Consider the following 25,173-nt stretch of genomic DNA (forward strand, 5'->3'; position numbering starts at 1 on the left):
AATTCAGATCGATGGACAAATTGAATGGGGATCGGTTTTCGGAGGGATCGGCGGGGTCTGCTGCTCCCAGGCGACATGGACCGCTCCCGCCTCGTACGTGGCGACGGGGTTCGCGAACGGCAGCGGATGGAGCTGGTCGGCGTCGAGCAGTCGGAGCCCGGGAAGGCCAGCGAGCAGTTGCGTGAGCGCCTGCCGGATCTCGAGCCGCGCGAGCTGCTGTCCGACGCACCCGTGCGGACCGTGCCCGAACCCGAGGTGCCCGAAGGCGTCCCGCCCGACGTCCAGGCGATCGGGGTCCGGGAACCGTTCCGGATCCCGGTTCGCACCGACGGGCGAGACCGAAACCGTCGTGCCGGCCGGGATGAGCTGGTCGTCGACGACGATGTCCTCGGTCGCCGTTCGTGGGAACAGGGTCAGGAACATCGCACCGGTGCGCATGAACTCCTCGATGGCCGGCGCGATGCGGTCGGGGTCGTCGCGGAGCAGAGCCAGCTGGTCGGGGTTCGTGAGCAGCGCGACCGTGGCGGTGGCGATCAGGTAGGCGACGGAGTCGTGTCCCGCGCTCATGAGCTGGAACACGAGCCCCTCGACCTCGTACCGCTCGAAGTCCGAGGCGAGCAAGTCGCTCACCACGTCGTCGCCGGGATCGCCAGTCCGCCGGTCGAGGACCGTCCGGATGTGGTCGAACCGCTGCTGCGTGGTGGTGGTCGCCACCTGGTCGACGAACAGCTCGCCGAACTGCGGCACCAGGTCGTCCGGCACCCCGATCACCCGGCAGTGCGTCCGTGCGGCGATCGGCTGGGCGAAGTCGGCGAAGACGTCGGCACCGGGTCCGATCGCGCGGAACGCCTCCAGCTGTGCGGCGACGATCTCGTGCACCCAGGGCTCGCGACCACGGACCTGCTTCACCGAGAACCGGCTCGTCACGCCGCGGCGCATCCGCTGGTGGACGTCGCCGTCCAGGGCGAGCAGGTTGGCGGCGTCGATCGACCGGCGCGCGTCGTCGTCGAGCGTGTCCGGTGGAGGCGCCGTGGTTGCGTGCGCCGGGTCGTGGGCCGGTGCGGCGTCGCTCCGTGGCATGCGGTGCGGCAGCTGGCTGAAGCGCGGGTCGCCGAGCACCGCTCGCGCGGCCTCCCACCGGGTCACGACCAAGCCGACGTGGCCGTCCTGGTACTCGAGCGGTACCGCGGCGTCCGACGCGCGCCACGCGGCGAGGGTCGGCGACGGGGCGAGCGGCGTGCCGTCCACGGGCAGGGTGCGTGCGTGCGCGAACGGGCAGGTGGTGGGTTCGGTCGAAGTGGTCACGGGGTCCTCCGGGTCGGGGCGGTGCGGGTCATCGGGTGGGTGTCGGGATGCCGGCCACCAGGAGCCGTCGTGCGCGTCGGAAGGACCGCGGTGCACCCCAACCGACGACGCCCGTGGCCGCGCGGTCGCCGGTACCGCCGCGGTCGCCGGTACTGCCGCGGTCGCCGGCTCCGCCGAGGTCGTCGGCGCTGCCGCGGTCGTCGGAGTGCTGCACGAGGACGGCCGGGTCGTCGTCCCACGGTTCGAGCGGGGTGGCGGGGTCGAAGGTGCCGGCTGCCTGCACGAGCACGCCGTGCACCTCGGACCAGAAGAACGGCACGCGCTCGGTCTGGTCGTCGCGGCCGGTGATGGTCGCGGCGACGGACAGGGCCTGCTCGATCGCGTTGGTCTGGTGCTCGACGCGGGGCGGCAGTGACACGCTGGACGTGGGAGCCGGTGCCCGGACGAGCCCGGGCGCCGCCCACCGCGCCACGTCGCCGATCGCGAAGACGTCGGGCGCCGCGACCCCGCGCGCGTCGCAGCAGACGCCGTCGTCGACGACCACCCCGGAGCCGGCGAGCCAGGCCGTGTTCGGGCGTCCGCCGGTCGCGGCCACGACGACGTCGGCCGGCACGCGCCGACCGTCGCCGAGCACGACCGCCGTGCCGCCGCACCCCGTGCCGCCGCGCCCCGTGCCGCCGCGCCCCGTGTCGTCGGTCCCCGTGCCCTCGACCGCCCGTGCCCCGGCGCTCGGTTCGACCGTGACGCCGGCGGCCCGGTGCAGCGCGGTGAGCCGGTCGGACAGCGCGAGTCCGACCGTGCCGAACGACAGTCCGCCACGACGTCCGACCATCGTGACCGCACGCTCGCTGCCTCGAGCCGCCGAGGCGATCTCGGACGCGAGCACCCCGCTGCCGATGACCACGACCCGCTCGGCCGACGCCCACGCGGCACGCAGCCGGACGGCGTCGTCGAGCGTCCGCAGCAGGTGCACGCGTTCGGCGCCCGGTACTGCGGGTCGGACCGCGGTCGTCCCGGTGGCGACGACGAGCACGTCGTACGCGATCGGGCCGGCATCGGTCAGCAGTCGGTGTGCCGACGGCTCGAGACCGGTGGCTCGGACGCCACTGCGGATCGTGACGTCGAGGGCGTCGAGCTCCGCGGCGGTCCGGAGCGCCGCACGATCGGCATCCCACGTTCCGGTCAGGACCTGCTTCGAGAGCGGTGGGCGACCGTACGGCACGTGGGGCTCGTCGCCGACCAGGGTCACCGGCCCGCTGTGGCCTTCGGCCCGGAGCGCCTCGGCGACCGTCAGGCCGGCGACCGAGGCCCCGACGACGACCACGTGCACGGTCAGTCCTGCACGGTGATCGCGTGTGCGGGGCACAGCGCCGCCGCGCGTCGGGCTGCTGGTTCGTCGGCGGCGCCCGGGTGCTCGTCGAGCAGCTCCACGATGCCGTCGTCGTCCTGGTCGAAGAGCGCTCCGGCGACCAGGGCGCACTGCCCGGCCCCGACGCAGATGTCCGTGTCCGCGGTGATCCGCATGGTCGTCCTCCTGTCACCGATCGCCGTCGACCGGTGCCCCGACGCTACGGTCGGACCGGGTGGCGGCGGCATGGGTTCCGCTGGCAGAACATGGACGATCCGGTCAACGCTGGGCCACCTGCACCGATGCGTACAGTGTCCGCATGGACGAACGCGCTGCGGCCGGCCCCGTCGTCGTCGCGGCGAACTGGTACCGCTTCCGCCCGGGTGAGCAGATCCACCACCTGTGGGTGCACAGCGTGTGCTGCCTCTGGGTGCTGAGCGGGAGCGGGGTGGTCGAGTCCACCGGGCAGCGGTTCCACCTGACCGCCGGCGACGTCCTCCGGCTGCCGTGGGGGCACGACGTCGCCTACCGCGCCGACGGCCGCTCGCCGTTCCGGTTGGGCACGGTGCACGTCGTCCCGCGCCATGCGTGCGGTCGGCCGGTCGTGCCCGAGGTCGCGCACGCGCCCGGTGGCCAGGTGCTGGACGACTCCGCACGCTCCGACGACCCCGACGGCGCGGACCTCCCGATCCTCTGGCCGGGGCGCAGCGGTGTCGCGCGTCGCCTCGGGTCGCTCGGCCGGTACGTCGTCGAGCGGTTCGCCGACGGCCCGTTCGACGAATCGGTGTTCCGCGCGCTCGGGGCGGTGGTGCTCGCCGAGACCCGCGCCGCACGCGACGGCGAACACGAGACGGTCCCGGTCGCGCTCGACCGGATGACGGACCACGTGCTCCGGAACCTGCAGCGCCCGATGAGCGTCGCCGAGATCGCTGCGGCCGGCGACTGCAGCGAGTCGACGGCCGGCCGGCTGTTCGCCGCACACCTCGGTTCGTCGGTGTCGACCTGGGTGCGGGAGACCCGGATGCGGCACGCCGCCGAGCTCCTGGTGACGAGTGGGCTCCGGGTCGGAGAGGTCGCTGCGGCCGTGGGGTTCGCCGACCAGCTGTACTTCTCACGGGTGTTCCGCGCCGCGTTCGGTGTCCCGCCGAGCCGCTACGGCTCCGACCGCATCCGGCCCTGATGCCGCACGGGTTGACAGCGCTCGGATCGTCCTGAATCGTTTCACCCGACTTGGAGGTGCGATGGAGCTCCTGGAGCACGACGTCGACGGCCAGCACGATCCGATCGGGACCGCACAACGTGGCCTGCGGTTCGCCTGGCGTCCGGACGAGACCCAGACCGCGACGCAGGTGGTGGTCCGTGCCGGCGAGCACGTCGTCTGGGACTCCGGCCGCACGGCGACGTCGACGCCCTGGTTGCGTTCGCCGTCCGGCCTGCGGTTCACCGCGTGGACCGAACACGCCTGGGAGGCCCGGGTGGAGTCCGCCACGGGCGTCGCCGTGGCACGTGGCAGGTTCACCCCGGCGCCGCTCGCCGACGCCGAGTGGTCCGGTGCGCAGTGGATCGGGGGCCCGGCCAGCGCCGGAGCCGCCGCGCGTGACGCCGTCGACGACGGCCGGGGGCCGCGTGAACGCAGCGCGGACGGCAGCTTCGCCGCGCCGGTGCTCTCGATCGGTGTGCCGGCCGGACCGCCGATCGAACGGGTACTGCTCGCCCTCGCTGTCGGGGGCCACGCCGATGTGCGGATCGACGGGGCGCTCGCCACCGACGAGGTCCTGGCGCCGACCACCACCCACTGGGACCGCCGGGTCCAGGTCGTCGTGCACGACCTGACGGCGACGCTCGGCGACGGGGACGCGCACGAGGTCGGTCTCGAACTCGGCCGCGGCTTCCACGGCATGACGAACGCGAACGTGTGGGCGTGGGAACGGGCGCCGTGGCACGCGGAGCCATCGGTCCGTGCGGTGCTCCGGATCGAACGCGCTGACGGTGCCGTGGAGGTGCTGCCCACCGGTCCGGACTGGACCGCGCGGGCCGGCACGATCCTCCTGGACGACCTGTACGGCGGCGAACTGGCGGACCTGCGCCGTCGCGTCGGTGGGTCCCTGGCGGCAGCACCGGAACCGGCCACGGTCGTGCCCGGACCCGCGGGTGCGCTCGAGGCGCGACGTGAGCAGCCGATCCGGGTCGTCGAGGAGCTCGCGGCCTCCTCGGTCACCGAGGCGGCACCAGGGGAGTGGGTCGTGGCGTTCCCGCGGGTGATCGCCGGGTGGGTGCGTCTCCGGCTGCCGAGCGGTGCCGCAGGGAGCACGGTCCGGATCCGGTCGGGTGAGCGACTCCGGGCCGACGGGCTGCCGAACGCCGATGACGACAACCACTACTTCGCCGACGGGTTCCAGACCGACGAGGTCACCCTCGACGACCGCGGCGGTTGGTGGGAGCCACGCTTCTCGTACAAGGGATTCCGGTTCGTGCAGCTCTCCGGTTGGCCCGGTGCCGGGGGACCGGACTCGTCCGATGTCGTCGCCCGGGTGGTGCGCACCGACGTCGCACGGACCGCGGACTTCCGGACCGACGACGCCCTGCTGCAGTGGGTGCACGACGCGACCGTGCACACGATGGAGAACAACCTGCACGGGTACCCGACCGACACCCCGAAGTACGAGAAGAACGGGTGGACGGGCGACGCAGCGGTCGGCGCGGACATGTTCCTGACGAACCTCGACACCGCGGCGGTGCTCACGAAGTGGGTCGGTGACCTCGCCGAGACCGTGTCGCCCGGACACCCGCCGGCACTGATCGCCCCCAACGCCGGCGTGTTCGGCGTCGACGCGCGTGCGCCGGTGTGGCACGCAGCGCTCGTCACCGTGCCGTGGGACGTGTACCGACACACCGGGGACCCGGCGGTGCTCGAGTGGCACGTCGACGTCATCGAGCAGTACGCCCGCTTCGAACTCGAGCGGTCACCCGGTGGGATCGCGGACACGATCCTCGGCGACTGGGTCGCCCCCGGCACCAGCCCCGGCGGCGGCAACCCGCCCGAGGACTCCCGCGTGCCGGCCACCGCGTTCCTCGTCCGGATCCTGGACACCGTCGCCGCGATCGACGAGGTGCTCGGGCGCGACGGCTCCTGGGCACGATCCGCTGCCGATGCCGTCCGCGCGGCGTTCGTCGATGCGTTCCTGCGTGACGGGGTGGTCCGGGGCGAACGGGACGAGGGCTTCCGGCAGTCGCACCAGGTGCTCGCGCTCGCCTTCGACGTCGTCCGTACGCCATCCGACCGTGCAGCCATCGCCGCAGCACTCGCCGCCGACGTCCGCGCACGGGGTGACCACCTCGACACCGGAGCGATCGGGACCAAGTGGCTGCTGCCGGTCCTGACCGACGCCGGCTACGCAGACCTCGCGCTCGCCGTCGCGCGGCAGACGACGCCACCGTCGTGGGGAGCGTGGCGCGCGGCCGGGGCGACGTCGGTGTTCGAGCACTGGGACCTCGCCGCTCGGTCGCACGGGCACTACTTCCTCGGGACGGTCGACGACTGGCTCACCGGTTCCGTCGCCGGGATCCGGCCGACCGAGCCCGGATGGCGGCGGTTCACCGTGGCGCCGGCGGTCTGCGGGCCGGTCGGGTCGGCGTCCTGCACGGTGCGGACTCCGTACGGCGACGCCGCGGTGGCGTGGACCGCCGATGACGGCACCGTGTCCCTCACCGTGACGGTGCCGCCCGGTTCCGACGCCGACGTCGTCCTGCCCGACGGCACGCAGCGCGTCGTCGGCCCCGGCACGAGTCACTTCGTGAGCAGGAATGGTCGAGTCTGACGCCCTGACCCGACCTTTTCTGCTCACGAAGCGCCCGCGAAGCGCCACGCCCGCGAAGCGCCCGCGAAGCGCCCGCGACCCGCCCGCCCACGCCCGCCCAGCCCACCCATCACCACCGTGGCTACCGTGGTGCGCATGCAGCCGCCCGCACCAGGAACCCTCCGCGTCCTCCACCTCTCCGACACCCACCTGACCGGCGACGGCGCCCTGCACCAGGGCTCGGTCGACACGACGGCGGCGCTCGAGAGCGTCCTCGCCCGCGTCGACGACCTGCCGGGCGTCGGCCTCGTCGTCATCTCCGGCGACGTGTCCGAGGACGGCAGCCCCGAGTCCTACGCCGCCGTCCTCGAGCGGGTCGGCGGCTGGGCGGAACGGCACGGCGCTGCACTCGTCGCGGTGCCCGGCAACCACGACCTCCGCGAGGGGTTCCGCCAGGTGCTGGCGAACGGCCACGTGCTGGGGGAGGGTGGCCGCCCGGTCATGCACACGATGGAGTACCACCCGCCGACCGTGCCGGTGTGGGGGCAGTCGCTCGTCGCCGGTCGCCGCATCGTCACCGTCGACACGAGCGTCCCCGGTGCCGGCTACGGCGAGCTCAGCGACGCCGTGCTCGAACGGCTCCGCACCGCGCTCGACGACGACCGGGCGTCGAACGGCGCTGCACCGCACGGCACGATCGTCGTCCTGCACCACCCGCCGCTGCCGGCCCCGACCGAGCTCCACGACGCGCTCCGGCTGCAGAACCCGGAGGCGCTCGCCGACGTGATCCGCGGTTCGGACGTGCGCGTCGTGCTCGCCGGGCACTACCACCACCACTTCTCCGGCGCGCTGGCCGGTGTCCCGGTCCTCGTCGCCCCCGGGGTCGCGAACGACACCGATGTGACCGGCCGCTACGACGAGGAGCAGGCGTACGTCGACGCCGGCGCACTCGTCGTCGACGTCGCCGAGGACGGCTCCGTCTGGTCGACCCCGGTGCGCGTCCCGCGACCGGACGCCGATCCGCTCGCGTTCCACCTGGACGCCGAGTCGGTGCGGGCCGTCATCGCGGCTGCCGGGAAGCACTGAAACGCGCGTCGTGACGGACGGGAGGCCCGTGGCGGCGCCGCCACGGGCCTCCCGTCCGTCCTGCGGTCGCGTCTGCGGGCCGGTACCCCACCTGCTCGGGTTGCATGCGGGAACACCGAGTAGGCCGGTCCCACACCTCCAGCGAAGGAGCACACCATGCGGACTGGCAGCGCAGTGCAGTACGACCGGTACGGGGACTTCGACGTCGTCGAGCTCGTCCCCCAGGAGAAGCCGTCGGCCGGACCCGGCGAGATCGTCGTGGAGATCGTCGCCGCGGGGTTGAACCACATCGAACGGTTCCTCCGCGAGGGCAAGCTCCGCGACTTCGTCGACCTCGAGTTCCCGGCACACCAGGGCGTCGACTTCGCCGGCATCGTGCGGGCGCGGGGTGACGGGGTGAAGGACCTCAAGGTCGGCGACGAGGTGATGGGGCACGCACCGCAGGGTGGGGCGCACGCCAACTGGATCACAGTGCCGCGTGGCGCCGTCATCAAGAAGCCGGAGCACGTCGGGTGGGAGGTCGCCGGCGGCCTGTACCTGGCGGGCTGCACCGCCGTCTCGATCGTCCGCGCACTCCGCCTCGGTCCCGACGACACCGTCGTCATCTCCGCCGCTGCCGGCGGGGTCGGGCACATCGAGTGCCAGCTCGCGCACGACGCCGGTGCCACCGTGATCGCGCTCGGCAGCCCGCGCAACCACGACTACCTGCGGCAGATCGGGACGCTGCCGGTCGCGTACGGCGAGGGCGAGGAGGCCCGCATCCGTGACATCGCCGACGGCCGGCCGATCACCGCGTTCATCGACAACCACGGCGAGAGCAAGGCCGAGGTGCTGGCCGAGCGCCTCGGGATCCCGGCGGAGCGGTTCGTGTCCTCCGAGGAACGCCGCGACGTCGAGGTCCGGTTCCTCCGTGCGCCTGCGGAGGACGAGGAGGCCCGCGAACTCCTGACCCTGCTGGCGAAGGCGGTGCAGGACCGTCGCGTGCAGGTGCTCATCTCGGGCTTCTACCCGTTCGAGTACATCGTCGAGGCCTACGAGGACCTCGCCGAGATGAAGTCGCGCGGCAAGGTCGTGATCGGGATGCAGACGGTCGAGACCGGTGCGCGGCTGGACTGGTACCGCTCCGAGAAGGCGCGGGACCTGCGTGACCGGTACGCCGACGAGCGCGGTTCGGAGACGGAGACGATGGCCGGGGGATCGGCGACGCCGGCGAGCTGATGGGCGGGGGCGTCGCACTCGTGTGGCGCGCGTGGCGCGCGTGCGGCGCGCGTGCGGGGGCGCCGCGCCGTCAGCTCAGGATGTCCTTCGTGGCGAAGCGGCTGTACGCCAGGGCGCCGAACACGACGACGTAGCCGAGCTGCAGCACGGCGTTCGACCCGAACGAGTCGAACGAGATCGGGTCGCGGAGCAGGTCCCCGAACCCGAGCCACTGGTGCGAGAACAGGAACGGGTGCAACCAGTCGAGCTGCGGCAGCTGGTCGAGGACCTGCGACGCCCCGGCCAGCACCACCGTCGCGGCCATCGCCCCGACCGGCACGCTCGTCAGGGTCGACGCGAACAGTCCGATCGCCGACAGCCCGAGCATCGACAGCGTGACGTACAGCGCGAGCAGCAGGGCCCGGCCGGCGTACGACCAGCCGCCGACCTGGGTGCCGGAGAGCAGCGTCACCGGGCCGATCGGGAACAGCACCGCCCCGATCGCAGCGCCGACGACCACGACGAGCAGGGTCGCCGCGAGGCAGAACGCCACGGCGCCGACGTACTTCACCAGGATGAAGCGGAGCCGCCCGGTCGGGGCCACGAGCAGGTAGCGGATCGTGCCGTGGCTCGCCTCGCCCGCCACGGTGTCGCCGGACACCACGCCGACGGTCAACGGCAGGAACAGCGGGATCGACACCGTCAGCGCGGTGAACGCCACGAACAGGCCGTTGTTCGTGATGTCGCCGAGGAACGCCGGGCCGCCGTCGTCACCGTCGGTGGCCAGTCGGACGGCGATCGCGATGAGGATCGGCACGAGGGCGAGGGCGCCGAGCATCGCCCAGGTGCGGCGACGGCGGAACACGAGTGCGAGTTCGGAGCCGAGCAGCGCGAAGGGGCGCTGCCGGCGGGGCGCGGTCGGGTGCGGGTGCGGGTGCGACGTGGGCTGCTGCCTGCCGGTCGTCTGCTCGGCCGCGTCAGGCTGCGACATCGAATCCCTCTCCGGTGAGCGCGACGAACAGGTCCTCGAGGGTGCCGCCACCGACCGTGAGCCCGCGGACGCGGACGTCGGCGCGGACGAGTTCGGCGGTGATCGTCTCGGGCAGGAGCTCGTGGGGCAGGTCGGCGACGAGGACCTCGGCACCGCCGTCGTGGCGTGGCACGAGGCCGAGGCGGGTGAGCACGGTGCTCGCCTGCCCGAGGTCCGGCGTCCGGACCGTCACCGTGCGGGCACCGGCGGCGCGCAGCTCGTCGAGGGGCCCCTGCGCGACGATCTTGCCCGTCCGCATCACTGCGGCGTGCGTGCAGACCTGCTCGATCTCGGCGAGCAGGTGGCTCGACACGAACACCGTCGTGCCGTCGTCCGCCAGGGACCGGATGAGGTTGCGGACCTCGCGGGTGCCCTGCGGGTCGAGGCCGTTCGTCGGCTCGTCCAGAACGAGGAGGTCACGGGGCGACAGGAGTGCGTTCGCGAGCCCGAGCCGCTGCTTCATGCCGAGCGAGTAGGCGTGCGCCTTCTTGTCGGCGGCGTGCGTCAGCCCGACCCGGTCGAGGGCACCGGCCACGCGCTCCTTCCGACTGCGCGGGTCCGAGGTCGGATCGGCGGCGTCGAAGCGGTGCAGGTTCGCCCGGCCGGACAAGTACGGGTAGAACGCCGGACCCTCGACCAGGGCACCGACCCGGGGGAGCACCTGGTGCAGGGCGCCCGGCATCGACTGACCGAGCACCTCGATGGTGCCGCCCGTCGCGCTCGAGAGCCCGAGCAGCATCCGGATCGTGGTCGTCTTGCCGGACCCGTTCGGTCCGAGGAACCCGAAGACCGAGCCGCGCGGGACCGACAGGTCGATGCCGTCGACGGCGTGCTGCTTGCGGAAGACCTTCTGGAGGCCCGTGGTGCGGATCGCGAGGTCCGCTGCGGCGGTCGGGTCGGTCGCGCTCACCGCGGCGGCCGGCCCGGACGCGCCCGCTGCGGCGGTCGGGTCGGTCGCGCTCACTTCGCGGCGGCGACCAGGGAGGACACCGGCACGGCGCCGGCGAACACGCGGCCGTCGTCGGTCAGGTACACCGACACGAGCGAGGTCTGCACGGCGCGGCCACCGTCGACGGCCTTCGTCAGCTGGTTCAGCAGGCCCGAGGCGTCGGTGCCGAGGTCGGCCTGGTCGGCGCTGCCGGCGGGGAGCTCGGCGATCGTGCTCCACCCGGAGCCGGTCAGTGTCGGCTCGTCGCTGGCGTGCTCGACGTCACCCTTCGCGTGGTCGCCTGCGTCGGCGTCGGACAGGTCCTTCGTCTCGACCTTGGCGTTCGAGGGCGGCGTGAAGTCGAACAGCCGCGCGGCCGGCGCGCCGTAGTCCAGGCTCGTGAACCCGACCTGCACCGCCGGGTCGTCCTGGCCAGCGGCCTCGATCGTGGCGCGGAGGGGGAGTCCGGTCTGCTGGTCGACCGCGAGGCGCACCGTGCCGACCAGGGTGTCCGACGACTTCGGCGTCAGCGTGATCTGCCAGGCGTCGTGCCCGGCGACGCGCACCGAAGTGGGCTTCGAGATCGTCGTGCTCGGGGTGATCGCGTCGACGGCCTGCTCGGCGATGTCCGATGGGGTCGCCGTGCCGTCCTGCGGGTCCTTCGTGGCGTCCTCCGGCAGGGTCACGTGCGTGGCCGTGCGCTCCTTCGAGTCCCACGTCCACACCTCGGACCCGTTGCGGATCAGGTCCTGCTCGGCGAGCTGCTGCGTCAGCTGCACGCGCTGCTTGTCCGGGCCGTCGACGTAGACACGTGCGGTGTGCGACGAGGTCAGCAACCCGAGCACGTCGGAGGCGTCGCCCTCGAGCGAGGAGCCGCCGGAGCCGGTCGGGAGTTCGGGGAGTCCGAGGTCGCTGGTCTGCTCGAGCTTGCCCGAGTACTGCGCGTCGGAGGACTGCGCGATGCTGGCGATGACGTCCGCCGCGCTCGGGTTCGTGCCGGCGATCGGGTCGTTCGCGGCGTTCGCGATCATCGGAGCGGCGACGGCGCCGGCCACGACGACCGGTGCGATGACTGCTGGCAGCCAGGCTGACTTCTTCATCGGGTTCCCCTCGTGGAGCATCGGAGTCGCGAGTACCGTACGTCCGGCCCCCGACAGGACGCTGGGCGTCTCGAGCGCCCCTACGCCTGTGCGTCGACGCCGGCCGCGGCGCTGCCGTCGGCTGTGCCCGTTTCGTACGAGCAGATCGCCTGGACCTTCGACGCACTCGCGCTGGTCCGGTCGAACTCGTACCCGAGCCACTCCTTCGCCATGCGGCGGGCGACCTCGACGCCGACGACCCGCTGGCCCATGCAGAGCACCTGGGCGTCGTTCGACAGGATCGACCGCTCGACACTGAACGAGTCGTGCGCGGTGACGGCACGGATGCCGGGGACCTTGTTCGCCGCGATCGCCACACCGAGCCCGGTGCCGCAGATCAGGATCGCCCGGTCTGCCTCACCGTTCGCGACCAGGCGCGCGGCGTCGACGGCCACGTGCGGGTACGCGGTGTGCCCGTCCGCGTCGACACCCACGTCGGTGACGTCCGACACGCGCTCGTCGGCGAGCAGGTCCTGCTTGATGATCTCCTTGTAGTCGAACCCGGCGTCGTCCGAGCCGATCACGAGACGGTACGTCATGCGTGTGTTCCTCCCTTGCCCGGTGTGGGCTGCCGTCCCAGTCTGCGCGGCCCTGTGACATCTGTCCAGCACACAATTTCTGCGTTGCGTGTCGCGGTAGCATCGCACCATGTCGGCCGAGACCCCCACCCCGGACGGAGCCCGCACCCGGTTCCCCCTCGACACCGTCTACCAGGCCGCGCGGATGTACTACCTCGAGGACGCCACCCAGGTCGAGATCGCCTCCCGCCTCGGCGTCTCGCGTCCCACGGTGAGCCGGCTCGTCGCAGAGGCCCGCAAGGCCGGGCTCGTCCGCATCGAGGTCGTCGACCCCTTCCAGGACGAGACCGTCGCGCTCGCTGAGCGGCTGCAGGTGGTGCTCGGACTCCGTGCCGTCCACCTCGCCGCGGTCACCCACACGGCGACGCTCGGCGCCGACCTCGCCGCGCCACTGGCCGCCGCGGTGGCCGGCATGGGCCTCGCGCCCGGTGACGCGCTGCTGATGGCATCGGGGCGGACCGTCTACGACGTCGCCCGTGGAGGGATGCCGCCGCTCGCCGGCGTGCAGATCGTGCCGACCGTCGGCGGTCAGGCGGACCCGATGCCGTGGTTCCAGACGAACGAGATCACGCGCACCGCCGCCGAGCACTCCGGAGCGATCCCGGCGTTCCTGTTCGCCCAGGCGCTGCCGTCCCCGGCGATGCGCTCGACCCTCGACGAGGACCCCGCGTTCCAGCACGTCGTCGGACTGTGGAGCCGGGCGAAGGGCGCGATCCTCGGCATCGGGGCGCCGACCCCGACGCGCGACGCCCTGGCGCGGGGCATCCCCGTCGAGGATGCCGCGTTCGACCAGGCCGCCGGTGACGTGTGCCTGAACTTCTACGCCGCCGACGGCTCGCCCATCGAGTTCCCGGGCAGCGACCGGATGGTCCGGACCTCACGCGAGGTCCTGTCCGGTGTGCCGCACGCCGTCGGCGTCGCCGTCGGCAGTGCCAAGGTCGGCAGCATCGTCGGCGCGGTGCGCGGGGGGCTCGTCAACGAGCTGGTGTCGGACGCCGCGACGGCCCGCGCCCTGCTCGACGCGCTGGCCTAACGCCCGCGCCGCACGTCCCAGAGGTGGTGGACGGGGTCGTGCGCGTAGTAGGTGGCGAGCGTCGCGACGGTGAAGGCGCTGCCGTCCGACCGCAGGCCGGTGCGCTCGAGCTGGTCGTCACGGACCTCGTCGAAGGCCCTGGCCGCGCGGTGCGCCGCGTCGCCGAGCTCCCGTGCGACGACGGCCGGGTCCTGCTCGCCGTACCGGTCCTCGACCGCGGTGGCGTCCTGGTCCCAGTTCGGGAACGTCGGAGCGTCCTCGGCGAGCATGAGGGCGAGTCGCTCGGTCATCTTCCGGTGCACGTCGCGGACGTGGGCGCCGTACTCCAGCGGTGACCATGTGCGGTCGTCGGGACGCTCACGGACGTCGGCCCGGCCGAGTTCGGTCGGCCAGGCGGTCGTGTTCGCGTCGATGATGCCCGGCACGTCGCGGATCGACACCGCGGTGCCGTCGTAGCCGCACTCGGGGCAGGTGCCCTCGATGACCCAGGTCCAGCTCTTCGTCTCGGGTTCGATCGCCATGGGCCGATGTTACGACCTCGTTACTCAGCTTCGTCGATCCCCGGACACAAGGGGATCGGGCGCTCCCCCCGTTCGGGTGACACGCCGCTGCCTGAGAATCACCGGCCAATGACATTTCGGTTGCTCGGTAACGTCGCTCGCTGTTCCTGAGCCGGTCTCCGCCGGCCCGAGCCGGTCCCTGCTGGCTCGACACGATCCTCGAGGAGAGACATGGGCTCCGATCCCAGCCATACCCCTACCCGGCCGCACCGACGTCTGCGCGAGAGCGACGTCACCGTGGTCGACAAGAGCATGATGCGCCGCGCGGTGAGCGGCATGGTCGTCGGCAACACGATGGAGTGGTACGACGTCGGCGTCTACGGCTACCTGGCCGTCACGATGGGGAAGGTCTTCCTGCCCACCGCCGAACCCGCGGTGCAGATCCTCTTCAGCCTCGGGGTCTTCGCGGCGACGTACGTGGCCCGGCCGCTCGGCGGCATCGTCTTCGGCCGGCTCGGTGACCGGATCGGCCGACAGAAGGTCCTCGCGACGACGCTCATCATGATGGCGGCGTCGACGTTCCTGATCGGTGCGCTGCCGGCCTACGCCTCGATCGGGGTGTTCGCGCCGATCGTCCTCGTCGTGCTGAAGCTCGCGCAGGGCTTCTCGACGGGTGGTGAGTACGCGGGGGCGACGACCTTCATCACCGAGTACGCGCCGGACCGCCGACGCGGGTTCTTCGCGAGCATCCTCGACTTCGGCAGCTACATGGGCTTCGCGCTCGGTGCCTCGGTCGTGACGGTGCTGCAGCTGACGCTCGGCGACGAGGCGATGACCGCGTACGGCTGGCGCTTCCCCTTCCTCGCCGCCGGTGTCATCGGCGTCGTGGCGATCTACTTCCGCCTCCGGATCGAGGAGTCGCCGGTGTTCCAGGCGACCCAGGCCGCGCAGGAGGCCGTGACCGAGGCCCGCGCCGACGCCTCGGGCCAGCGCCCCGCGAGCGTCCTCGCGATGATCCGGCAGCACTGGCGTCCGATCCTCATCGCGATCATGCTCGTCGCAGCGTCGAACACCGTCGGCTACGCCCTGACCTCGTACATGCCGACGTACCTGACCGACTCGCTCGGCTACTCCGCACTCGACGGCACCCTGCTCACCATCCCGGTGCTCGTGCTGCTCGCCGTGATGCTGCCCCTGACCGGCAAGCTGTCCGACAAGCTCGGCCGCCGCGTCGTGATGTGGATCGGTGCCGCGACGACCGTCGTGCTCGTCGTCCCCGCGTTCCTGCTCATCGGTCACGGCGCACAGTGGTCGACGCTGCTCGGTCTCGCACTCCTCGCCCTGATGACGGCGCTGTGGGTCTCGAACCAGGCCGCCTCGCTGCCGGCGCTGTTCCCGACCTCGACCCGCTACGGCGGCATGGGCTTCGCCTACAACATCGCGATCGCGGTGTTCGGTGGGACCACACCCCTCATCGTGCAGGCGCTCCTCACGGCGACCGGTGACGAGCTCGCGCCGGCGTACTTCCTGATGGCGATGAGCGTGCTCGGGGCCGTCGGGGTGTTCTGCATGAAGGAGTCGTCGCGTCGCCCGCTCCCCGGTTCGATGCCGGCGGTCGAGACCGAGGCCGAGGCGAAGGAGCTCGTGCTCACCCAGGACACGAACCCGAACCTGGACCTCGGCGACCTGCCGTTCGCCGCGGAGGACGCCGCCCGCGAGGCCCGCGAGCGCGAGATGGCCGCCGTGCGCTGACCCTGGCGACGTTGCATGCGCATGTTCCGACGATCCACGAGTCGTTCGTCTCGTGGTTCGTCGGAAAGCGCGTGCGGCGTCGCCCCCCCCGAGCGGCGGGGCGACGTCGGCGGCGTTCCGTAGGGTGGATCCATGCGACTGCTGCTCATCCGCCACGGCCAGACCCCCGCGAACGTGAACGGTGTCCTCGACGCCGAAGTGCCCGGGCCCGGCCTGACGGACCTCGGCCAGCAGCAGGCGGATGCGCTGCCCGCGGCGCTCGCCGATCGTGGGATCGAGCGCCTCTTCGTCTCGACGATGGTCCGGACGCAGATCACCGCGGCGCCCCTCGCGGCCTCGCTCGGCCTCGAGCCGGTGGCGCTGCCCGGCCTCCGCGAGATCGAGGCGGGCGACACGCAGGGCAAGAGCGACAAGGTCTCCGTGCAGACCTACATCTCGACCGTGCACGGCTGGTCGGGCGGCGACCGCACGACCCGGATGCCGGGCGGCGAGAGCGGCACCGAGTTCTTCGAGCGCTACGACGACGCCGTGCGGCAGATCGTTGCGTCGGGGGTCGAGGTCGCCGCGGCGTTCAGCCACGGCGCGGCGATCCGGACCTGGGCGAGCGCGGCGTCCCGCAACACGCCGGACCACTTCGGCACGCAGCGGAACCTCGAGAACACCGGCATCGTCGAGGTCGAGGGGTCCTTCGAGGACGGCTGGCGCCTCGTCGACTGGGAGGGCGAGCCCGTCGGCGGCGAGCAGCTCATCGACCGCACGGCGCAGGACCCGACCGGCGAACGGTTCTGACACGCGGTCGCGAACGCGACCGACGAACGGACGGGAGGCACGGTGCCAGCTGGCACCGTGCCTCCCGTCCGTCCCGTGGTCGCGTCGACTACGCGAGCTGCGACGCCGACGCCGACGCCGACGCCGTTGCGGACGTCAGCGGCACGATCACGCCGTGCGACTCACGCAGGACGTCGAGGGTGCGCTGGACCTCGTCCGCACGCTCCTCGGGCGTCCAGCCGAGCGTCTCGGCGAGCACGTCGGCCAGCTCGTCGAGCAGGTCGATCGTCACGCCACCGACGAACGCGAGGTTCGTGCGGCGCAGCACCACGTCGACCAGGTGCACGGCCTGCTCGTGGCGGGCGAAGTACGCGACCTCGGCGCGGGTGAGCGACGGGTCCGACTCGAGCGGCTCGACGGGGCCGTCGGTGAGGACGTCCACGACCTCGGCGGCACGGGTGCCGTAGCGCTCGAGCAGCCCCTCGACGAGCGAGGCGTCGAGGCCGTCGCGGTGCGACTTGATCCAGAGAGCGCGCTGGGCGTCCGTGGTCGGGTACTCCTTGCCGCCGCCGATCGCCATACCGGTGGTGTCGACCTTGCGCTCGATGCCGAGCTTGGTCGTCGCCTCGGTGGAGAGGTGCGCGGCGAGGGCACGGAACGTCGTCCACTTGCCACCGACGAGCGACAGCACGGTCGAGTCCGGCAGCCCGGCGATCTGGGTGTCCACGATCCGGTAGTCACGGGACACGAAGCCGGGGGCGGTGTCCTCGTGGCGGGGGAGCGGACGGATGCCGGAGTAGCTGTAGACGATGTGGTCGCGGGTGACCTCGATCTGCGGGAAGACGTGCTTCACGAGCCCGAAGAAGTAGTCGATCTCCTCGTCGGTGGTGGTCACCGGCTTCGACGGGTCGGCGTCGATGTCGGTCGTGCCGATGAGGACACGGCCCTTGAGCGGGTAGATGAGGACGATGCGGCCGTCGTCGTTCTCGAAGAACAGCTCGCGGCCCTTGGTGGCCTCGAGCAGCTCGTCGTTGTGGACGACGATGTGCGAGCCCTTCGTGCCGCCCATGAACTTCGTCTCGCCGCCGAAGGCCTCGTTCGTCAGGTCGGTCCAGGGGCCGGACGCGTTGATCACGACGTCGGCCGTGAAGACGAACTCGTCGCCGGTCTCGCGGTCACGGAGCAGGACGCCGCCGTCGCGGGTGCCGGCTGCCTCGACGTAGTTGACTGCGCGTGCCTTGTCGGCTCCCGCGGCCAGGCCGTCCTTGAGGACGTCGAGGGCCAGACGCTCGGGCTCGTGCACGCTCGCGTCGTAGTAGGTGCCCGTGTACTTCAGGTCCTTGTTGAGGGCCGGCATGTCCTCGAGCGCGGCCTTCTTGGTGCGGAAGACGTGCTTCGGGACGGAGCCGCCGTCGCGCGAGAAGGAGTCGTAGATCGTCATGCCGATCTTGATGAGCATCGCGCCGCGCTCCTTGGTGGAGCGCTGCTTGTGCGTGAGCATGCGCAGCGGGGCGTTCATGATGCCGGAGAACGTCGAGAAGATCGGCATGGTCGTCTGCAGCGGCTTGACGTAGTGCGGGGCGATGCGGATCAGGCCGTTGCGCTCCTGCACGCTCTCGCGCACCAGGCGGAACTCGCCGTTCTCCAGGTAGCGGATGCCGCCGTGGATCATGTGGCTCGACGCGGCCGACGCACCGGAGGCGTAGTCGCCGCGTTCGACGAGCGCGACGTCGACGCCCTGCAGCGCGAGGTCGCGGAACGTGGCGATGCCGTTGATGCCGCCGCCGACGACGAGGACCTGCGCGTTCGGGCGCTCGGTGAGGGCGGTCACCGTGTTCCGGGGCTGTGTCTTCTTCGACATGGTTCGTCGCTTCCTTCGTCTGTTCGTGGGTCGACAACGATCGTGCGCCTTCGGTGAGAGGCCGGGCAACTCGCGTGCACGAACGTGCAGCACACGTGTCGCACGGCGCGATCCGGCGGCCAGGAGGCGCGACAGGGGTTGCAGAGGCCCTGCACGTCCGTGCATGGTTGCGTTCGACAGATCGGAGCACCATGAGCGATGCGGCTCAGCCCATGCGGACGCAGCAGGCGCTGCGCGCCGCACACCTGTACTACCTGCAGGACCTGACGATGGACGCCATCGCCGATGAACTCGCGACGTCGCGCTCCTCGGTGTCCCGCCTGCTGAAGTACGCCAGGGACACCGGACTCGTCGACATCCAGATCCGCTCGCCCCTCGACCAGGCCGCCGCACTGAGCCGCTCGATCCGGTCGCGGTTCGGGGTGCACGCGCACGTCGTCCCGGTGCCGGACCACACGAGCGACGTCGACCGGCTCGAACGGGTCGCCCTGTCCGCCGCACGCATCCTGACGCAGTACGTCGAGTCGAACATGGTGATCGGGATCTCGTGGGGCTCGACGGTGAGCGCGGTCAGCCGGTACCTCGTGCCGAAGACCACGCACGGCTCGACGATCGTGCAGATCAACGGCGCCGCGAACACCCGGACCACGGGCATCGTCTACGCCTCCGAGATCCTGCGCCGGTTCGGCGAGGCGTACGGCGCGTTCGTGCAGCAGTTCCCGGTGCCGGCGTTCTTCGACGACCCCGCGACGAAGGAGGCACTGTTCCGGGAGCGTTCGATCCGCCGTGTGCTCGACCTGCACGAGCGGATGGACCTGGTCGTGTTCGGTGTCGGCGCCCCGCAGGCCCCGGTGCCGTCGCACGTGTACTCCGGCGGCTACCTCGACCCCGAGGACCGCGACGAGCTCACGGAGGCAGGGGTCGTCGGCGACGTCTCGACCGTCTTCTACCGGGCCGACGGGTCGTGGAAGGACATCGGGGTGAACGCCCGGGCCGGCGCACCCGACCTCGACACGATCAAGCGCGCGCCGCGTCGGGTCTGCGTCGTCGCCGGGCGCTCGAAGGCGGCTTCGCTGCGGGGCGCGCTCGCCGCCGGGTTGATCACCGACCTGATCCTGGACGAGAGCGTCGGGCAGGCGATCCTGCAGCCCTGAGTCAGCATGTGACCCACTTTGTCGGTGGCCGCGCGTAGGTTCTGGTGCATGGTGCTCTCGATCGACCAACCCGCCACCCGGTACTCCCGGCGGCTCGTCGGTACCGATGTCGATCAGGCCCTGACCTTCTTCGGCGGCGACTACGACTTCAGGTCCCCGAAGGTGCGACGGACCCGCCCGCGAGCCCACTGGGACTTCGCCGGCGTCGGTGACGAGCGGATGTCACTGCGGTCCTCACGGTTCCTCGTCGATCTCCGGACGGACAGCCGGACCGACGGCGAGTTCGTCATCGCCTGGACCCGGAGCGGTTCGAGCACCCTGCACCACGCCGGCGACGACCACGCGCTCGAGGTCGGCGTGCCCGTCGTGCTGCCGTTCGCCGAGGCGTTCGAGCTGCACCACCACGACATCGGCATGAACATCGTGCAGCTCGACAGCGGCTTCGTCCGGTCGGTCATCGGCGAGGACGACTTCACGTTCGACCCGCTGCGGCGCCCGACGGCCGAGGGGCTGCGGACCTGGCAGTCGGTGGTGCGTCGGCACTCGTCGACCTGGCTCGACGTCGAGCACCAGCTCGGTCCCGCGGCACAGCGGACCATCGCGGAGGACTTCGCGACCGCGGCGCTCGCGGCCTTCCCGCGCCGCAGCCGCTTGGGCGCGACGATCTCCGGCACGGGGCCGGAGCACGACCGGCTCCGTCGGGCGTTGGAGTTCGTGCACGAGCACGCCCGGCAACCGATCGGGACGCCGGAGATCGCCGCAGCCGCCGGGCTCAGCCCGCGTGGCCTGCAGCAGTCCCTCCGTCGGCACCTCGACCAGACCCCGGGGGAACTCCTGCGCAGCGTCCGCCTCGACGGCGCCCGAGACGACCTGCTCGGGAACGACCGTGACGAGACCTCGGTCGCCGACGTCGCACGGGCGTGGGGGTTCGGGCACCTCGGCCGGTTCTCGGCGACCTACCGTGCGCGCTTCGGCGAGCTGCCGAGCGAGTCGCTCCGCGCGCGCTGACCCCGACCGCTCCGTGCTGACGCCGACCGCGCCGGTCGGTAGCGTGACGGCATGGACACCGTCGTCACCGCGCTCCGCTCCGCACTGGAGGACCCCGAGGGCGACGTCGTCCTGACCGACCCGGACGTGCTCGACGCCGCCCGGACCGACAAGTCCGGCTGGGTCGCACCCGGCGTGCCCGTCGCAGTGGTCGAGGCCCGTACCGTCGCGCACGTGCAGGCGACCCTCCGGACGTGTTCGGCGCTCGGCGTCCCCGTCGTGCCGCGGGGTGCCGGCACCGGGCTCGCGGGCGGCGCGAACGGCACCGACGGCACCGTCGTGCTGCGGGTCGCACGGATGGACCGCATCCTCGAGGTCTCCGTCGCGGACGAGCTCGCCGTAGTCGAGCCGGGGGTCCTGAACGGTGCGCTGAACGCCGTGGTCGCGGAGCACGGGCTGCGCTTCGCGCCGGACCCGGCGAGCGCGGCCATCGCCAGCATCGGCGGGAACATCGCCACCAACGCCGGCGGCCTGCGCTGCGTGAAGTACGGCGTGACCCGCGAAGCCGTGCTCGGACTCGACGTCGTGCTGGCCGACGGACGGCTCGTCTCCACCGGGCACCGCACCGTGAAGGGCGTGACCGGACTCGACCTGACGGCGTTGCTCGTCGGCTCCGAGGGCACGCTCGGGGTCATCGTCGGGGCGACCGTCCGGCTGGTCCCGGTGCCCGCCGCGGACCCCTCGACGCTCGGTGCCGTCTACCCGACCGTGCAGCAGGCCGCGGCGGCTGCCGCTGCCGTCGTCGCCGGTGCGGCCCGCCCCGCCACGGTCGAGCTCCTCGACGCCCTGGCGCTGGAGGGGATCGCGGCGTACCTCGGACCGGCGGTGATCGCCGAGACGGTCGGGTCGACGAGCGGCGGCTCGGTGTTCCTCCTCGTGGAGTTCGACGGCCCGGGCGCAGCCGAGGCGGCGCTGGGAGCCGTGCCGCGCCTCCAGGCCGAGGGCGGAACCGTGCACCTGGCCGCGTCGGCGGCGGAACGCGAGCGCCTGCTGACGATCCGCCGCTCCTTCCACGCCGCGATGGAGGCCAGGGGGCGGGTGCTCATCGAGGACGTCGCCGTGCCGCGAAGCCGGCTCGCGGAGATGTTCGCCCAGGTCGAGGCGATCGGCCGACGGTACGACGTCGCGATCCCGACCGTGGCGCACGCCGGCGACGGGAACCTGCACCCGAACTTCGTCTTCGACGGCGACGAGGTGCCGCAGCACGTCTGGGATGCCGCCGACGCGGTGTTCCGGGCGGCGATCGAGCTCGGCGGGACCCTGACCGGGGAGCACGGGGTGGGGATCCTGAAGCGACGGTGGATCGGCGACGAGCTCGGCGACGACGTCCTCGAGCTCCAGCGCGGGATCCGGCGGGTGTTCGACCCGGCCGGGATCCTCAACCCAGGCAAGGTCTTCTGAGGATCCCGCCGAATCTCGTGGCACGGATCGTGGCTCGTTCATCCGGATGTTCGGACGAAACACCGTGGCAACGAATCCGGCGCTGAATGGTGTGGACGGCTGCACCACCCACGAAGGAGTCCGCGATGCGCATCGGCGTCCCCACCGAGATCAAGAACAACGAGTACCGCGTGGCGGCGACGCCGGCGGGTGTCGCCGAGCTGGCGCTGCACGGGCACGAGGTCCTCGTACAGGCCGGAGCGGGCACCGGGTCGGCGTTCCCCGACGACGAGTACACGGCCGCCGGCGCGACGATCGTGCCCACCGCCGAGGACGTCTGGTCGCAGGCGGACCTGATCCTCAAGGTGAAGGAGCCGATCGCCGCGGAGTACCCGCTGATCCGCCCAGGGCAGGTGCTCTTCACGTACCTGCACCTCGCCGCGGACCGCGCACTGACCGATGCGCTGATCGACTCCGGTGCCACCGCGATCGCCTACGAGACCGTGCAGCTGCCGGACCGGTCGCTGCCGCTGCTCTCGCCGATGTCCGAGGTCGCCGGGCGCCTGTCCGCCCAGGTCGGCGCGTACAACCTGATGCGCACGAACGGGGGTCGTGGCCTGCTGCTCGGCGGGGTCCCCGGCACGCCGAAGGGCCGCGTCGTGGTCATCGGTGGCGGGGTCGCGGGGGAGCACGCCGCGACGATGGCGCTCGGCATGGGTGCCGACGTGACCGTGTTCGACATCAGCCTGCCGCGACTCCGTGCCCTCGACGCGCGGTTCGACGGACGCATCACCACGCTGCGGTCGTCGGCGCACGCCATCGCTTCGGAACTCAGGGAGGCGGACCTGGTGATCGGTTCCGTGCTCATCCCAGGGGCGTCCGCACCGAAGCTCGTCACCGACGCCATGGTCGCGGACATGCGGCCCGGGTCGGTGCTCGTCGACATCGCGATCGACCAGGGCGGCTGCTTCGAGGGCTCGCACCCCACCACCCACGACGACCCCACCTTCGCGGTGCACGACACCGTGTACTACTGCGTGGCGAACATGCCGGGAGCCGTTCCCCGCACCTCGACGATCTCGCTGACGAACGCGACGCTGCCCTACGCCGTCGCGATCGCCGACCGCGGGTGGGAGGACGCGCTGGCGGCGGACCCGGCCCTGGCGCTCGGGCTGAACGTGCACGCCGGCCAGGTCACGAACGAGGCCGTGGCGGCCGCGCACGGCCTGGTGCCGGCGGGGCGGTAGGCGCGGCGGGCGCGGCGGGCGCGGCAGGCGCGGCGGTTTTCGCGCTCAGCGACAGTTCACGCGGCGCCGGGTGCGTGAGGTGTCGCTGAGCGCGAAAGTCCGCGCCGCCGAACCCGCCGCCGAACCCGCACGGCGACCGTCACCACCACGACCGCGGCGGCTGCGACCACCGCGGCGACGGCGGTCGGCACGGACACGAGCGGCCCGTCGAGCCGCGCGACCGCGACCCACGCCAGCCCCCAGGCCAGCGACGCCGCCGGAGCCAGGCGTCCACGACCCCAGACCGCCAGGAGCACCCCGACGAGCCCGGCGACCGCTGCCACTGCCACGCCCCAGAGGTCCTGCCCGAGGCCGAACCCGCGGAAGCCGGCGGCGGTCAGCACCGCAGCGGTGTTCGCGGCCGTCGCGACGCAGACCCACCCGAGGTAGAGCCCGAAGGTGCCGTCGGTGACGATCGCCTCGACGACGCCGGAGGGCTTCGTCCGCCGCAGGATCGAGAACGTCCAGACGAGCACGGCGAGCAGGGCCACGATGATCGGTTCGCTCGCCCACAGGAACCCGAACTGCACCGACAGGATCCACGCCGCGTTGAGCAGCAGCGACAGGATCGCCGGCACCACGAGCCGTGCGTGCCGGGAGTCGTCGGCGGTGCGGAACAGCTGCCGGATCGCGTAGGCGACGAGCCCGACGTAGACGACGCTCCAGATCGAGAACGCCGGGCCATCAGGAGCGATCGCGGTCGAGGACGCCGACAGCGCCCCACCGGCTGCGTCCTGGATGGGCGTCCCGCCGGCCGCTCCCGACCCGACGAAGGCGCCGACGACCGCAGCGACGGCGCTCACCACGACGGCGATGCGCTTCCAGATCCTCTTCATGACCGTCCCCTTTCGTCAGCATGCTGATGACCAGCACCGTAGGCGGGCGGTCCTGTCGGGCGCGCAGCGTGCGTTCAGCCTGTGGGGGACGGACCTGGAGGCCCGGGGCGGGCCCGCCACGGGCCTCCCGTCCGAAAGCCGGTCACCTGCGTACGGTGGTCGCGTGAGCGTCGAGATGAACACCGTGTACGTCGACCGGATCGCCCCGATGGCGAGTCCGTCGCTGGACGACACCTTCCGGATGCTCGACGAGCAGGGCGCGAGCGCGTGCATCGTGCTGTACCAACCGGACGCGCAGGAGCTCGGCGACGTCGCGGTCGCCCTCGGCCTGCACGAACTCGCGGTCGAGGACTCCGCCGAGGGGCACCAGCGACCGAAGCTCGAGCGGTACGGGTCGACCCTCTTCGTGGTCCTCAAGCCCGCGCTCTACAACGACCGTCAGGAAGAGGTCGAGTTCGGCGAGGTGCACGCCTTCGTCGGCGAGGACTTCTTCCTCGTCGTCGTCAAGGCCGACCCGCGCGGCGCACCGACCGTCCCGCGAGCACTGCAGCGGATGAGCGGCAAGCCCGGACTGGTGACGGTCGGCCCGCAAGCGCAGCTCTGGGCCCTGATGGACACGATCGTCGACGGGTACGTGCCGGTGATCGACGGGCTGGAAGAGGACATCAACCAGATCGAGGACCAGCTGTTCGCCGGCGAGGCCGGGGTCTCCCGCCGCATCTACGAGCTGTTCGGCGAGGTCGTCGACTTCCAGCGCGCGGCGCGCCCGCTCATCCACATCATCGAGAACCTGCACAGAGGCGCCGAGAAGTACCACCTGCCGATCGAGATGCAGCGCCGGTTCCGGGACGTCCTCGACCACGCGATCCGCACGGTGGAGCGGCTCGACACGTTCCGGCAGCTGCTGCAGAACGCGCTGACGGTCGACTCCACGCTGGCGGCGCAGAAGCAGAACGACGACACGAAGCGGATCTCCGGCTGGGCGGCGATCCTGTTCGCGCCGACCCTGATCGCGGCGATCTACGGCATGAACTTCACGCACATGCCCGAGCTCACCTGGACGTGGGGGTACCCGTTGTCGATCGTCGCGATGATCCTCTTCGCGGCGATCCTCTGGGTGGTGTTCAAGGTCAAGCGCTGGTTCTGAA

The 25,173-nt window shown here is 72.0% G+C and carries 22 protein-coding genes; 12 read left to right on the top strand and 10 right to left on the bottom strand.

Annotated features, from left to right (window positions below; genetic code table 11):
• Positions 1–3: 3 nt before the first annotated feature.
• The 3 genes from EDF19_RS12085 to EDF19_RS12095 are packed head-to-tail and all read right to left on the bottom strand — an operon-like array spanning position 4 to position 2,829.
• Complete coding sequence (locus tag EDF19_RS12085) at positions 4–1,305, bottom strand: cytochrome P450 (RefSeq protein ID WP_123681133.1); 1,302 nt, start codon at positions 1,303–1,305, stop codon at positions 4–6.
• Between the two features lie 28 nt (positions 1,306–1,333).
• A complete protein-coding gene (locus tag EDF19_RS12090) occupies positions 1,334–2,635 on the bottom strand; it encodes an NAD(P)/FAD-dependent oxidoreductase (protein ID WP_185022812.1) in 1,302 nt (433 codons plus the stop codon).
• 2 nt (positions 2,636–2,637) lie between these two features.
• Positions 2,638–2,829, bottom strand: coding sequence for a ferredoxin (locus EDF19_RS12095; RefSeq protein WP_123681135.1), 192 nt, complete (start codon positions 2,827–2,829; stop codon positions 2,638–2,640).
• Positions 2,830–2,972: 143 nt separating this feature from the next.
• On the opposite strand from EDF19_RS12095, the gene EDF19_RS19510 reads away from it, so the two are divergent.
• The 4 genes from EDF19_RS19510 to EDF19_RS12115 all read left to right on the top strand — a co-directional run bounded on the left by EDF19_RS19510 (position 2,973) and on the right by EDF19_RS12115 (position 8,754).
• Positions 2,973–3,833 carry an AraC family transcriptional regulator gene (locus EDF19_RS19510; RefSeq protein WP_123681136.1) on the top strand — a complete coding sequence of 287 codons (861 nt, stop codon included), beginning with the start codon at positions 2,973–2,975 and terminating at the stop codon, positions 3,831–3,833.
• 61 nt (positions 3,834–3,894) lie between these two features.
• On the top strand, positions 3,895–6,471 hold the full coding sequence (locus EDF19_RS12105) for an alpha-L-rhamnosidase (protein WP_123681137.1): 2,577 nt from the start codon (positions 3,895–3,897) through the stop codon (positions 6,469–6,471).
• 135 nt (positions 6,472–6,606) lie between these two features.
• Positions 6,607–7,536, top strand: a complete 930-nt coding sequence (locus EDF19_RS12110; protein ID WP_123681138.1) for a metallophosphoesterase — start codon at positions 6,607–6,609, stop codon at positions 7,534–7,536.
• A gap of 156 nt (positions 7,537–7,692) precedes the next feature.
• A complete protein-coding gene (locus EDF19_RS12115; protein WP_123681139.1) occupies positions 7,693–8,754 on the top strand; it encodes an NADP-dependent oxidoreductase in 1,062 nt (353 codons plus the stop codon).
• A 70-nt stretch (positions 8,755–8,824) separates the two neighbouring features.
• Here the strand turns inward: EDF19_RS12115 and EDF19_RS12120 are convergent, their stop codons facing one another.
• The 4 genes from EDF19_RS12120 to EDF19_RS12135 form a co-directional block, all read right to left on the bottom strand.
• Positions 8,825–9,724 carry an ABC transporter permease gene (locus EDF19_RS12120; protein ID WP_395860112.1) on the bottom strand — a complete coding sequence of 300 codons (900 nt, stop codon included), beginning with the start codon at positions 9,722–9,724 and terminating at the stop codon, positions 8,825–8,827.
• Positions 9,711–10,673, bottom strand: a complete 963-nt coding sequence (locus tag EDF19_RS12125; protein ID WP_123681293.1) for an ABC transporter ATP-binding protein — start codon at positions 10,671–10,673, stop codon at positions 9,711–9,713. The genes EDF19_RS12120 and EDF19_RS12125 overlap by 14 nt, the downstream gene beginning before the upstream one ends.
• A 50-nt stretch (positions 10,674–10,723) precedes the next feature.
• Entirely contained in the window at positions 10,724–11,791 is a 1,068-nt protein-coding gene (locus tag EDF19_RS12130; RefSeq protein ID WP_185022813.1) for an outer-membrane lipoprotein carrier protein LolA, read from the bottom strand.
• A gap of 80 nt (positions 11,792–11,871) precedes the next feature.
• Positions 11,872–12,369, bottom strand: coding sequence for a ribose-5-phosphate isomerase (locus EDF19_RS12135; RefSeq protein ID WP_123681141.1), 498 nt, complete (start codon positions 12,367–12,369; stop codon positions 11,872–11,874).
• Between the two features lie 109 nt (positions 12,370–12,478).
• On the opposite strand from EDF19_RS12135, the gene EDF19_RS12140 reads away from it, so the two are divergent.
• Positions 12,479–13,441, top strand: coding sequence for a sugar-binding transcriptional regulator (locus EDF19_RS12140; RefSeq protein ID WP_123681142.1), 963 nt, complete (start codon positions 12,479–12,481; stop codon positions 13,439–13,441).
• Here EDF19_RS12140 and EDF19_RS12145 read toward each other — a convergent pair.
• Positions 13,438–13,962, bottom strand: a complete 525-nt coding sequence (locus EDF19_RS12145; protein WP_123681143.1) for a DinB family protein — start codon at positions 13,960–13,962, stop codon at positions 13,438–13,440. The genes EDF19_RS12140 and EDF19_RS12145 overlap by 4 nt on opposite strands.
• Positions 13,963–14,172: 210 nt before the next feature.
• Here EDF19_RS12145 and EDF19_RS12150 point away from each other — a divergent pair, with 210 nt between their 5' ends.
• Together EDF19_RS12150 and EDF19_RS12155 are read left to right on the top strand one after the other, a co-directional pair.
• Positions 14,173–15,693, top strand: coding sequence for an MFS transporter (locus tag EDF19_RS12150; RefSeq protein WP_123681144.1), 1,521 nt, complete (start codon positions 14,173–14,175; stop codon positions 15,691–15,693).
• A 132-nt stretch (positions 15,694–15,825) separates the two neighbouring features.
• Entirely contained in the window at positions 15,826–16,482 is a 657-nt protein-coding gene (locus EDF19_RS12155; RefSeq protein ID WP_123681145.1) for a histidine phosphatase family protein, read from the top strand.
• Positions 16,483–16,570: 88 nt separating this feature from the next.
• On the opposite strand, the gene EDF19_RS12160 is transcribed toward EDF19_RS12155, so the two are convergent.
• The gene (locus EDF19_RS12160) at positions 16,571–18,322 is read right to left on the bottom strand and encodes a glycerol-3-phosphate dehydrogenase/oxidase (RefSeq protein ID WP_123681146.1); all 1,752 of its coding nucleotides are present in this window, start codon (positions 18,320–18,322) and stop codon (positions 16,571–16,573) included.
• 191 nt (positions 18,323–18,513) lie between these two features.
• Here EDF19_RS12160 and EDF19_RS12165 point away from each other — a divergent pair, with 191 nt between their 5' ends.
• The 4 genes from EDF19_RS12165 to ald all read left to right on the top strand — a co-directional run bounded on the left by EDF19_RS12165 (position 18,514) and on the right by ald (position 23,150).
• Positions 18,514–19,476 (top strand): sugar-binding transcriptional regulator, encoded by a 963-nt coding sequence (locus EDF19_RS12165; RefSeq protein ID WP_260217138.1) that lies wholly within the window; start codon positions 18,514–18,516, stop codon positions 19,474–19,476.
• Positions 19,477–19,524: 48 nt separating this feature from the next.
• Positions 19,525–20,484, top strand: a complete 960-nt coding sequence (locus EDF19_RS12170; protein WP_123681148.1) for a helix-turn-helix domain-containing protein — start codon at positions 19,525–19,527, stop codon at positions 20,482–20,484.
• Positions 20,485–20,535: 51 nt separating this feature from the next.
• Positions 20,536–21,924: an FAD-binding oxidoreductase gene (locus tag EDF19_RS12175; protein WP_123681149.1), complete on the top strand. Its 1,389-nt coding sequence runs from the start codon at positions 20,536–20,538 to the stop codon at positions 21,922–21,924.
• A 125-nt stretch (positions 21,925–22,049) separates the two neighbouring features.
• Positions 22,050–23,150 carry an alanine dehydrogenase gene (gene ald, locus EDF19_RS12180; RefSeq protein WP_123681294.1) on the top strand — a complete coding sequence of 367 codons (1,101 nt, stop codon included), beginning with the start codon at positions 22,050–22,052 and terminating at the stop codon, positions 23,148–23,150.
• A gap of 56 nt (positions 23,151–23,206) precedes the next feature.
• Here ald and EDF19_RS12185 read toward each other — a convergent pair whose 3' ends face one another.
• Entirely contained in the window at positions 23,207–24,025 is an 819-nt protein-coding gene (locus tag EDF19_RS12185) for a tryptophan-rich sensory protein (protein WP_221180660.1), read from the bottom strand.
• A gap of 163 nt (positions 24,026–24,188) precedes the next feature.
• Here EDF19_RS12185 and EDF19_RS12190 point away from each other — a divergent pair, with 163 nt between their 5' ends.
• A complete protein-coding gene (locus EDF19_RS12190; RefSeq protein WP_123681150.1) occupies positions 24,189–25,172 on the top strand; it encodes a magnesium and cobalt transport protein CorA in 984 nt (327 codons plus the stop codon).
• Position 25,173: the final 1 nt, after the last annotated feature.

The sequence above is a fragment of the Curtobacterium sp. PhB115 genome (genome assembly GCF_003752025.1).
In the GTDB taxonomy this organism is placed as follows: Bacteria; Actinomycetota; Actinomycetes; order Actinomycetales; family Microbacteriaceae; genus Curtobacterium.

What these genes read in the sequence shown, in the direction of transcription:
- EDF19_RS12095 (WP_123681135.1), bottom strand. Translation starts at nt 2,829, where the DNA reads ATGCGGATCACCGCGGACACGGACATCTGCGTCGGGGCCGGGCAGTGC.
- EDF19_RS19510 (WP_123681136.1), top strand. Translation starts at nt 2,973, where the DNA reads ATGGACGAACGCGCTGCGGCCGGCCCCGTCGTCGTCGCGGCGAACTGG.
- EDF19_RS12105 (WP_123681137.1), top strand. Translation starts at nt 3,895, where the DNA reads ATGGAGCTCCTGGAGCACGACGTCGACGGCCAGCACGATCCGATCGGG.
- EDF19_RS12110 (WP_123681138.1), top strand. Translation starts at nt 6,607, where the DNA reads ATGCAGCCGCCCGCACCAGGAACCCTCCGCGTCCTCCACCTCTCCGAC.
- EDF19_RS12115 (WP_123681139.1), top strand. Translation starts at nt 7,693, where the DNA reads ATGCGGACTGGCAGCGCAGTGCAGTACGACCGGTACGGGGACTTCGAC.
- EDF19_RS12120 (WP_395860112.1), bottom strand. Translation starts at nt 9,724, where the DNA reads ATGTCGCAGCCTGACGCGGCCGAGCAGACGACCGGCAGGCAGCAGCCC.
- EDF19_RS12130 (WP_185022813.1), bottom strand. Translation starts at nt 11,791, where the DNA reads ATGAAGAAGTCAGCCTGGCTGCCAGCAGTCATCGCACCGGTCGTCGTG.
- EDF19_RS12135 (WP_123681141.1), bottom strand. Translation starts at nt 12,369, where the DNA reads ATGACGTACCGTCTCGTGATCGGCTCGGACGACGCCGGGTTCGACTAC.
- EDF19_RS12140 (WP_123681142.1), top strand. Translation starts at nt 12,479, where the DNA reads ATGTCGGCCGAGACCCCCACCCCGGACGGAGCCCGCACCCGGTTCCCC.
- EDF19_RS12145 (WP_123681143.1), bottom strand. Translation starts at nt 13,962, where the DNA reads ATGGCGATCGAACCCGAGACGAAGAGCTGGACCTGGGTCATCGAGGGC.
- EDF19_RS12150 (WP_123681144.1), top strand. Translation starts at nt 14,173, where the DNA reads ATGGGCTCCGATCCCAGCCATACCCCTACCCGGCCGCACCGACGTCTG.
- EDF19_RS12155 (WP_123681145.1), top strand. Translation starts at nt 15,826, where the DNA reads ATGCGACTGCTGCTCATCCGCCACGGCCAGACCCCCGCGAACGTGAAC.
- EDF19_RS12160 (WP_123681146.1), bottom strand. Translation starts at nt 18,322, where the DNA reads ATGTCGAAGAAGACACAGCCCCGGAACACGGTGACCGCCCTCACCGAG.
- EDF19_RS12165 (WP_260217138.1), top strand. Translation starts at nt 18,514, where the DNA reads ATGAGCGATGCGGCTCAGCCCATGCGGACGCAGCAGGCGCTGCGCGCC.
- EDF19_RS12170 (WP_123681148.1), top strand. Translation starts at nt 19,525, where the DNA reads ATGGTGCTCTCGATCGACCAACCCGCCACCCGGTACTCCCGGCGGCTC.
- EDF19_RS12175 (WP_123681149.1), top strand. Translation starts at nt 20,536, where the DNA reads ATGGACACCGTCGTCACCGCGCTCCGCTCCGCACTGGAGGACCCCGAG.
- ald (WP_123681294.1), top strand. Translation starts at nt 22,050, where the DNA reads ATGCGCATCGGCGTCCCCACCGAGATCAAGAACAACGAGTACCGCGTG.
- EDF19_RS12185 (WP_221180660.1), bottom strand. Translation starts at nt 24,025, where the DNA reads ATGAAGAGGATCTGGAAGCGCATCGCCGTCGTGGTGAGCGCCGTCGCT.